At 61.8% G+C, this 8,196-nt stretch carries 7 protein-coding genes; 6 read left to right on the top strand and 1 reads right to left on the bottom strand.

The window, feature by feature from the left end; translation table 11 throughout:
- Positions 1–389 (bottom strand): MipA/OmpV family protein (locus tag KGB27_RS30090; protein WP_223416010.1); only part of this gene is annotated, 389 nt, incomplete at its 3' end.
- Positions 390–620: 231 nt separating this feature from the next.
- Here KGB27_RS30090 and KGB27_RS30095 point away from each other — a divergent pair.
- From KGB27_RS30095 to KGB27_RS30120, 6 genes are read left to right on the top strand one after another with little or no spacing between them, the layout of a single operon-like run.
- Complete coding sequence (locus tag KGB27_RS30095) at positions 621–1,319, top strand: MtnX-like HAD-IB family phosphatase (protein ID WP_192228570.1); 699 nt, start codon at positions 621–623, stop codon at positions 1,317–1,319.
- Positions 1,312–2,706 carry an aspartate aminotransferase family protein gene (locus tag KGB27_RS30100; protein WP_008032198.1) on the top strand — a complete coding sequence of 465 codons (1,395 nt, stop codon included), beginning with the start codon at positions 1,312–1,314 and terminating at the stop codon, positions 2,704–2,706. Before KGB27_RS30095 ends, KGB27_RS30100 begins: the two co-directional genes overlap by 8 nt.
- Positions 2,703–3,581: an alpha/beta hydrolase gene (locus KGB27_RS30105; RefSeq protein WP_008040846.1), complete on the top strand. Its 879-nt coding sequence runs from the start codon at positions 2,703–2,705 to the stop codon at positions 3,579–3,581. The genes KGB27_RS30100 and KGB27_RS30105 overlap by 4 nt, the downstream gene beginning before the upstream one ends.
- Before the next feature lie 14 nt (positions 3,582–3,595).
- Positions 3,596–4,723: a GNAT family N-acetyltransferase gene (locus tag KGB27_RS30110; protein WP_223437432.1), complete on the top strand. Its 1,128-nt coding sequence runs from the start codon at positions 3,596–3,598 to the stop codon at positions 4,721–4,723.
- A gap of 10 nt (positions 4,724–4,733) precedes the next feature.
- Positions 4,734–6,506, top strand: coding sequence for a sensor histidine kinase (locus tag KGB27_RS30115; RefSeq protein WP_008040844.1), 1,773 nt, complete (start codon positions 4,734–4,736; stop codon positions 6,504–6,506).
- Entirely contained in the window at positions 6,496–7,884 is a 1,389-nt protein-coding gene (locus KGB27_RS30120) for a sigma-54-dependent transcriptional regulator (RefSeq protein WP_223557312.1), read from the top strand. The genes KGB27_RS30115 and KGB27_RS30120 overlap by 11 nt, the downstream gene beginning before the upstream one ends.
- Positions 7,885–8,196: the final 312 nt, after the last annotated feature.

Below are 8,196 nucleotides of genomic sequence, written 5' to 3' on the forward strand. Positions count from 1 at the left end.
CCCACCGCCTGGCCAACCGAAGCAAATACCCGCCAGAAGTCGGCCGGCGCGTACTGCACAAACCCGCCCACTTCGCCCATGTCCGGCACATCGCGCAAGCCTTGCAGCTCACCGTTGGAGGTCCGTCCCGGCAGGTAATTCAGGAACGGCCCGGCGCTGAAGCCACTTGCGTTGAACGCGTCCCAGGTCAGCCCGTCATCGGTGCTCAGGCTGACATCGCCCCAGTCCAGATCGAGATACGGCACGGGCCGGGTTTCGTAACGGCTGCCGGTTGGGTCGTGCGGCTGATAGCTGAGGCCAACCCCTGCTTCGCCGGTGATGCCGTCTGCTGAAACGTTGGCCGAAAGGCACGTCAGCGCGGCGAAAAGAGCAACTGTAATCCTCGACATGAGGCAATTCCTTGAACGGGACATGCGCGCATCAATCCCCGGATCGCGCTCCCGGCGCAAGCACTCATGTTGTTTGTAGCGACCTACAAAAATTGTAGCTTCGAAGACACGAACACACGCCAGAACCCCGCCCCCGCTGGGCCAAACCCGGTTGGCACAGTCCCTGCTCTACCCCCTGTGCAGCGCAGACAGCACACCCGGCGCACACTTTTTACAAGATAGGTAACGCAGATGATTGACTGGCATATCGTGTGTGATTTCGACGGGACCATCACCCGCACCGACGTGATCGACAGCATCCTCCAACGGTTCGCCGACCCGAGCTGGGAAGCGATCGAAAACGAGTGGCTGGCGGGCGACATCGGTTCCCGTGAATGCCTCAGCCGCCAGCTCTCGCTGGTCAAGGCCACACCCTCCGAGCTGCTCGGGTTCTTCGACACGGTCGAGATCGACCCGGACTTCCCCGACTTCGTCGACCATGTGATCGGCCTCGGTGCCTCCCTCGAAGTGGTCAGCGACGGCATCGAGCAAGGCATCGCACGGATCCTGGCGCGCAACTACGTCAGCCTCTTGCCGATCCTCGCCAATCGCCTGCGCCAACTCGATCACGACAGTTGGCGCATCGACTTCCCCCATGCCAGCGACGCCTGCCGCGCCGCCTCCGGCAACTGCAAATGCAAATCCACCCCCAGCACCAAACGGGTGCTGGTAATCGGCGACGGCCAGTCCGACATGTGCGTGGCCGCCACCGCCGATTTCGTGTTCGCCAAGGATCGCCTGGCCGAGCACTGCGAGCGCAACGGCATCGCCTATGCGCGCTTCGACAGCTTCGCCGAACTGCCGGCGCTGCTGGCCTTGCTGCCAAGCGCCAACGCCGCCAATGCCACCTCTTTCAACGTTGAAACACAGGAACTCCTCCACCATGTCTGATATTCGAATCGCTACCGCAGAAGACCAGATCCTTCTGGATAAAGAAGCCAAATACTGCTCCTACGGCGACACCGTTCACTACATCGACCCGCCGCGTATCTTCAGCCGATGCGAAGGCTCCTACGTCTGGGACACCGAAGACCAGGCCTACCTCGATTTGCAAATGTGGTACTCGGCGGTCAACTTCGGTTACGCCAACCCGCGCCTGAACAATGCGCTGAAACAGCAGATCGATACCCTGCCGCAAATCGCCAGCCAGTACCTGCACAAAGGCAAGATCGAGCTCTCGGAAATGATCGCGGTCGACGCGAAGAAAAAATTCGGCCTCGACGGTCGCGTGCACTTCAACGTCGGCGGGTCGCAGTCCATCGAGGACTCGCTGAAAGTCGTGCGTAACGCCACCAACGGCAAGAGCCTGATGTTCGCGTTCGAGGGCGGTTACCACGGGCGCACACTCGGCGCCTCGTCGATCACTTCCAGCTACCGCTATCGCCGCCGCTACGGCCACTTCGGCGAGCGCGCCAATTTCATCCCGTTCCCGTATCACTTCCGTGGCCCGAAAGGCATGACCAAGGAAGAATACGGCAGCCATTGCGTGCAGCAATTCGCCCGCCTGTTCGAGACCGAATACAACGGCGTCTGGGACCCGAAAGTCGGCCAGAGCGAATACGCCGCGTTCTACGTCGAGCCGATCCAGGGCACCGGCGGCTACGTGATTCCGCCGATGAACTTCTACAGCGAACTCAAGCATGTGCTCGACCAGCACGGCATTCTGATGGTGGTCGACGAAATCCAGATGGGCTTCTATCGCACCGGCAAGCTGTGGTCGATCGAGCACTTCGACGTCAAACCCGACGTCATCGTCTTCGGCAAAGCGCTGACCAACGGCCTCAACCCGCTGGGCGGCATCTGGGCGAAAGAAGAGCTGATCAACCCGAAAATCTTCCCGCCAGGCTCGACCCACTCGACGTTCGCCTCCAACCCGTTGGGCACGGCGGTGGGCCTGGAAATGTTCAAGATGACCAGTGAAGTCGACTACGGCGCGATGGTCATGAACAAGGGCAAGTACTTCCTCGAAGGCTTGAAAGACTTGCAGAAACGCTACCCGATCATCGGCGACGTCGACGGCCTGGGCCTGGCGTTGCGTTGCGAAATCTGCGGCCCGGACGGTTTCACGCCGGACAAGGCCACGCTCGATTTCATGGTCGAAGAAGGCATGAAGGGCGACATCGAAATCGACGGCAAACGCCTGGGCCTGATTCTCGACGTGGGCGGTTACTACAAGAACGTCATCACCCTCGCGCCGTCGCTGGAAATCAGCTATCCGGAAATCGATTTGGGCATCGCCCTGCTCGACCGCTTGCTGCATCGGGCGATGACACGATGAACGAGCAAGAGATCGACATGGGCGAAGGCAGCGCCGGTTTCGTTCTCGGCAGCGGAGAGGTCGCGGTGTTGTTGATCCACGGCCTCACCGGCACCCCGACCGAGTTGCGTCGGGTCGCCATCGGCCTGGCCAAGGCGGGCTGCACGGTCTACGTGCCGACGCTGGCCGGGCACTGCGGAGACAACGCCGACCTGCAAGCCACCGGTTGGCGTGACTGGTACGAGAGCGCACGCAATACCTTCATCGGTGTGCGGCGCAAACACGAGCACGTGTTCGTCGGCGGTTTGTCGATGGGCGCGGTGCTGTCGATGTACCTCGCCGCCGAGCATCCGGGGCAGATCGAAGGCTTGTTGCTGTATTCGACGACCCTGCGCTACGACGGCTGGAACATGCCCAAGGTCGCCGTGCTCACGCCGTTGCTGATGGCGATTCCGTTTGGTGTGCACCTGTGCCGCTTCAACGAAAAATCACCTTTCGGCATCAAGGACGAACGCTTGCGAGCGGTCGTCGAACGGCAGATGAAGGCCGGAGAAAGCAGCAACGCCGGGCTGCTGACCATGTCCGGGGTGAGTGTCCGGGAACTGCATCGACTGGTGGCGGCGGTGAAAAAACGCATGCCGCAGATCACCACGCAAACGCTGGTGCTGCACTCGCGCGAAGACGACATCACCAGCCGCTGGAACGCCGATTATGTGGAACGCAAACTCGGCGGTCCGGTGGTGAAGGTGCTGCTCGACGACTGCTACCACATGATCACCGTCGACCTGCAATACCGCCGCGTGGTGGAGCTCAGCGCGGACTTCATCCGGCAACGTTTCATTCAACAGCGCTGCGCCCCCAAACCCATGCGCCAGGACTATCGGCAACTGGCCTGACTCAAGGAAACGATGTGATCACAGCCCTTGCCTTTTCGACGATCGAGGCCATCGACCGCGATGCCTGGAATGTCTGTTTCCCTGCCGAGCTGGAGGATTGGAATTACTACCGGGCGGTTGAACGGGCCGGCATCGCAGACTTTCAATGGCGCTATCTGGCGCTGTACGAAGACGAGGTATTGATCGCGGCGGCCGTGGCGTTCACCACCGCTTACTCGCTGGACACCACGGTTCAGGGGCTGGGCAAACGCATCAGTGAACGGCTGCGTCGCGTGTGGCCGGGGCTGTTCGACGTGCACCTGTATGCCCTCGGTTCGCCGGTGGCAGAGCAGTGCCACGTCGGGACCGCGCCGCACATCGAACCGGCCCGACGCGTGGACCTGCTTCAGCAATTATTACGGCTGGCGCGCCACGATGCCGATCAGGCCGGGGTCGGTTTGCTGGCCGTCAAGGATGCCTCTCACCGCGACCCGCAATGGTTGCAGGTGTGTCAGGACGCGGGCCTGCAAAGCATGCCCGGCCTGCCCAGCGCCGAGCTGCCGATCCGTTTTGGCTCGGTGGACGCCTACCTCGGCACGCTCGGCAAATCCACCCGTAAAGACCTGCGCCGCACCCTGCGTGGCCAGGGGCCGCGCATCGAATGGCGGCGCTCGGTCGATGACCTTCTACCGAGGATGATGGCGCTTTACGAGGCCACACTGAGCCGCAGCGACCTGACTTTCGAACGCCTGCCGCCCGGCTACTTCCGCCAGGTCCTGGAACACCTCGATGAACGTGCCGCGTGCGTGTTGTATTGGGTCGGCGAAGAGCTGGTGGCGTTCAACCTTGTGCTGTTCGACGAACTGCGACTGGTCGACAAGTTCTTCGCCCACGACCTGGCCCGGACCCGTGAACACAATCTCTACGTGCGCAGCTGGCTGGCCAATGTCGACTACTGTATTGAGCACGGCATTCCGATCTACGCGTGCGGCCAGGCCGGTTATGCCAGTAAGCTGCGCCTGGGTTGCTCGTTTACCGGCAACACCGTGTTTTTCCGCCATCGCAACCGCTTGCTCGATAGCCTGTTGCGTGTGGTGAAATTGTTTATCCGACCGGACCGTTCCGACCCTGCCATGGCCGCCGCGATCAGCGAGCAGCAATAAGCGAAGCACAATGACCAAAGACTCACGCACCAACGCTCGACCTTTCGCCCTCTCTGGCTGGAGCCTGCAGCGCAAACTGGTGCTGGCGTTCTGGCTGGTCAGCGTCATTCCGACGATGATCGCCGCCGAACTGGCGGCCACCACGCTGTCGCAGATTTTCGACAGCAACGTACGCATCTGGCTGCAGGAATCGACCAAGATCGTCGAGGACGAGATCAGCGAAATCCTGCGCGACAACGCCCGGGTCGCGCAGCTGTTCTTGCGTTACACGCGCCCGCCCACCGATCGGCTGGCGAACAAACACGACAAGCTGACCACCGACATCGCCGACTCCATGGGCATCGACGTCGTGGCGCTGGTGCGCACCAGCGATCACAAAGTGGTGTTTAGCACCGCCGCCGACGACATCGTCCGCCAGATCAGCACCGCGCCCAAGGCGGTGCTGCAAACCCTGCAAGTCGGTGGCGTGGCGACCGGCACGGTGGTCTCGACCTTCGAAACGGATCAGGACGGCGTCGAGTACAAACTGGTGATTGCCACCTACCTCGACAACAGTTTCCTCACCAGCGTGGCTGATGTGCACTCGCTGGACCTGCGCCTGTATCTGGCCAAGGCCAATGACTTCTCGGAGATTTTCTCCACCCAGCGCTTCGAGGATCATCCGGCGGCCGTGCCGGAAAAAATCGAGCAGATCCTGCGCAGCACCAAACAGCCAATCGAACAATTCACCAACCGCTACAGCGGTATCTACCGGCCGATACTCAACGAGAACGGCGAGCTGCAAGGGGTGATTTTCAGCGGTCTGTTGCGCCACACCAGCCTGGTCGGGCTGGTCAATCAGAGCAACCTGTTCATCCTGATTTTCCTGCTCAGCTCGGCGGCGTCCCTGGCGGTCGGCTGGCTGGTGTCGCAGCGCCTGACCAAGCCGTTGCGCGGGTTGTCCAAAGGCGTACAAGCGGTGATCGCCGGGGATTATCGCCAACGCCTGCCGGTCACCGGCGGCGACGAACTGGCGGAACTGAGCAGCACCTTCAACCACATGAGCGAACGCCTCGGCGAGTTGCAGCATCTGGAATCGCAACTGCGTCGGCGTGACCGTCTGCATGCGCTGGGCGAAGTGGCGATGGGCCTGGCCCATGAAATCCGCAACCCGCTGGGCATCATCAAAACCGCCACGCAACTGCTGCACCGGCGCGCCGATTTGCCTGAGACCGACAAGCGTCATCTGGAGTACGTGGTCAGCGAAGTCAGCCGGATCAACGACCTTATCACCGACTTCCTCGACTTCGCCAAACCCAGCGCACCGATGCGCTCGACCCAACTGGCACGCCCGCTGGTGGATGAACTGGTCGGCTTCTGCGCGCCGGAGCTGGCCAGCCACAACATTGATGTGCAAATCGATGATCAATCGCCCACCGCGACGCTTTACGCCGACGCGCGGCAAATCAAGCAGGCCGGCCTGAACCTGATCGTCAACGCCATCGACGCCATGCCCGACGGCGGGCGGCTGACCCTGGGCATCAGCAGCGACCGGCACTACACGGTGATCAGCATCAGCGACACCGGCCAAGGCATCGAACCGGACATGCTCGAACGGATCTTCACACCGTTCGTCACCACCAAGGCCTCGGGCACCGGGCTGGGTCTGGCCAAGGTGTTCTCGATCATGGAGAGTCATGACGGGCGCATCGAATGCGTCAGTGAAAAAGATGCCGGGGCCACATTCACCCTGTACATTCCGGCCAACGGTGAAGACTTCGACGAGGGCAGCGATGACACATAACGTACTGGTGGTCGACGACGAGCCCAAGCTCTGCGACCTGCTGGCCTCGGCGCTCAGTCAGAACGACATTGTGGTGTTCACCGCCGGCAACGGCCTGCACGCGCTCAAGGTGCTGGAGTGCGAAGACATCGACCTGGTGATCAGCGACTGGCGCATGCCCGGCATGGACGGCCCGCAACTGCTGGCAGAAATCAAAAGCCGTTTTCCGCAGTTACCGGTGATCGTCATGACCGCCTACAGCACGGTGAAAAACGCCGTGCAGTCGATGCGCAACGGCGCCTTCGACTACATCGCCAAGCCGTTCGACATCGATGAGCTGGACATCACCGTCAACAAGGCCCTGCAATTTCGCGACATTCTCAAAGACAACCAGCGCATGCGCGCCGAGCTCGACGAGCACCGGCAGATCGACAGCCTGATCGGCGACAGCCCAAGCTTTCGGCGGGTGCTGCACGCCATCGACTCGGTGCGCGAAAGCAACGCGACCATTCTGCTGACCGGCGAAAGCGGCACCGGCAAGGAAATGGTCGCCCGGGCGATCCACACCCACGGCAATCGCGCCGACAAACCTTTTGTCGCGGTGAACTGCGCGGCAATCCCCGAGGGGCTGCTGGAAAGCGAAATGTTCGGCCACCGCAAAGGCGCGTTTACCGGCGCGGTGGCGGATCGCGTCGGGCGCTTCCAGCAGGCCGACAAGGGCACGCTGTTTCTCGATGAAATCGGCGAAATGCCGCTGGCCTTGCAGGCAAAAATCCTTAGGGCCTTGCAGGAGCGAGTGATCGAACCGGTGGGCGATCCGCGCGAGCGCAAGGTCGATGTACGGGTGATCGCGGCGACCAACAAGAACCTGCTGGACGCGGTGGCCAACAAGGAGTTTCGCGAAGACCTCTACTACCGCCTCAACGTCTTCCCGATTCCGCTGCCGGCCCTGCGCGAACGGGTTGAAGACATTGCGCCGCTGGCTCGGCATTTCGCCCACACGCTGGGGGCTGCGGCCGGCAAACGTTTCAGCGGTTTCAGCCCGCAGGCGTTGCAGGCCATGGCCCGGTATTCATGGCCGGGGAATATTCGCGAACTGCAGAACTGCGTGGAACGGGCGACCATTGTCGCCTCGGGCGCGGTGATTGAAGAGGAAGACCTGCCGGCGTATCTGTTCGCTTCGAGTGCCAACGGCGGCGGCACTTTGATCGCTGAGGGCAGCGTGCCGGCAGACCTGGAAGCGGCGCTGGCCGAGGTGGAAAAAACCTACATTCTGGCGGCGCTGGCACAGAGCAACGGCGTGCAGGCAGCGGCGGCGCAGTTGATCGGGATTTCCGAGCGCAGCTTCTGGTATCGGTTGAAGAAGCTGGGGATTCATGTGGACAAAATTGTCCGCTGATCCCTGCCTGTGGGGGCGCAATGCTGTTCACTTGGGCGCTAACCGTAGGCTTTGAATGGGGCATATCCGTTGCTGGGGTAACGGCGGGTATTGGTTTCGCCCTTACGGCGAGTCACTTTGGAAAAGCCCCAAAGTAACCAAAGGGCTCTTGCCCCTTTCGTTCGGTGGCTCGCTAAGGCTCGCCATGCCCTCGCTCCGGTCCTGCTCCGTGGGCCCGCCGCCATCGGCCATCCATGGCCGGGGGCGGCTAACCCGGCATCCATGCCGGGTTGCCCACTGCGCAGAACCTCCACTCGGCCTCTCGAGGGGGCG

This window comes from Pseudomonas sp. BF-R-01, from assembly GCF_019946615.1.
Taxonomy (GTDB): Bacteria; Pseudomonadota; Gammaproteobacteria; order Pseudomonadales; family Pseudomonadaceae; genus Aquipseudomonas; species Aquipseudomonas migulae.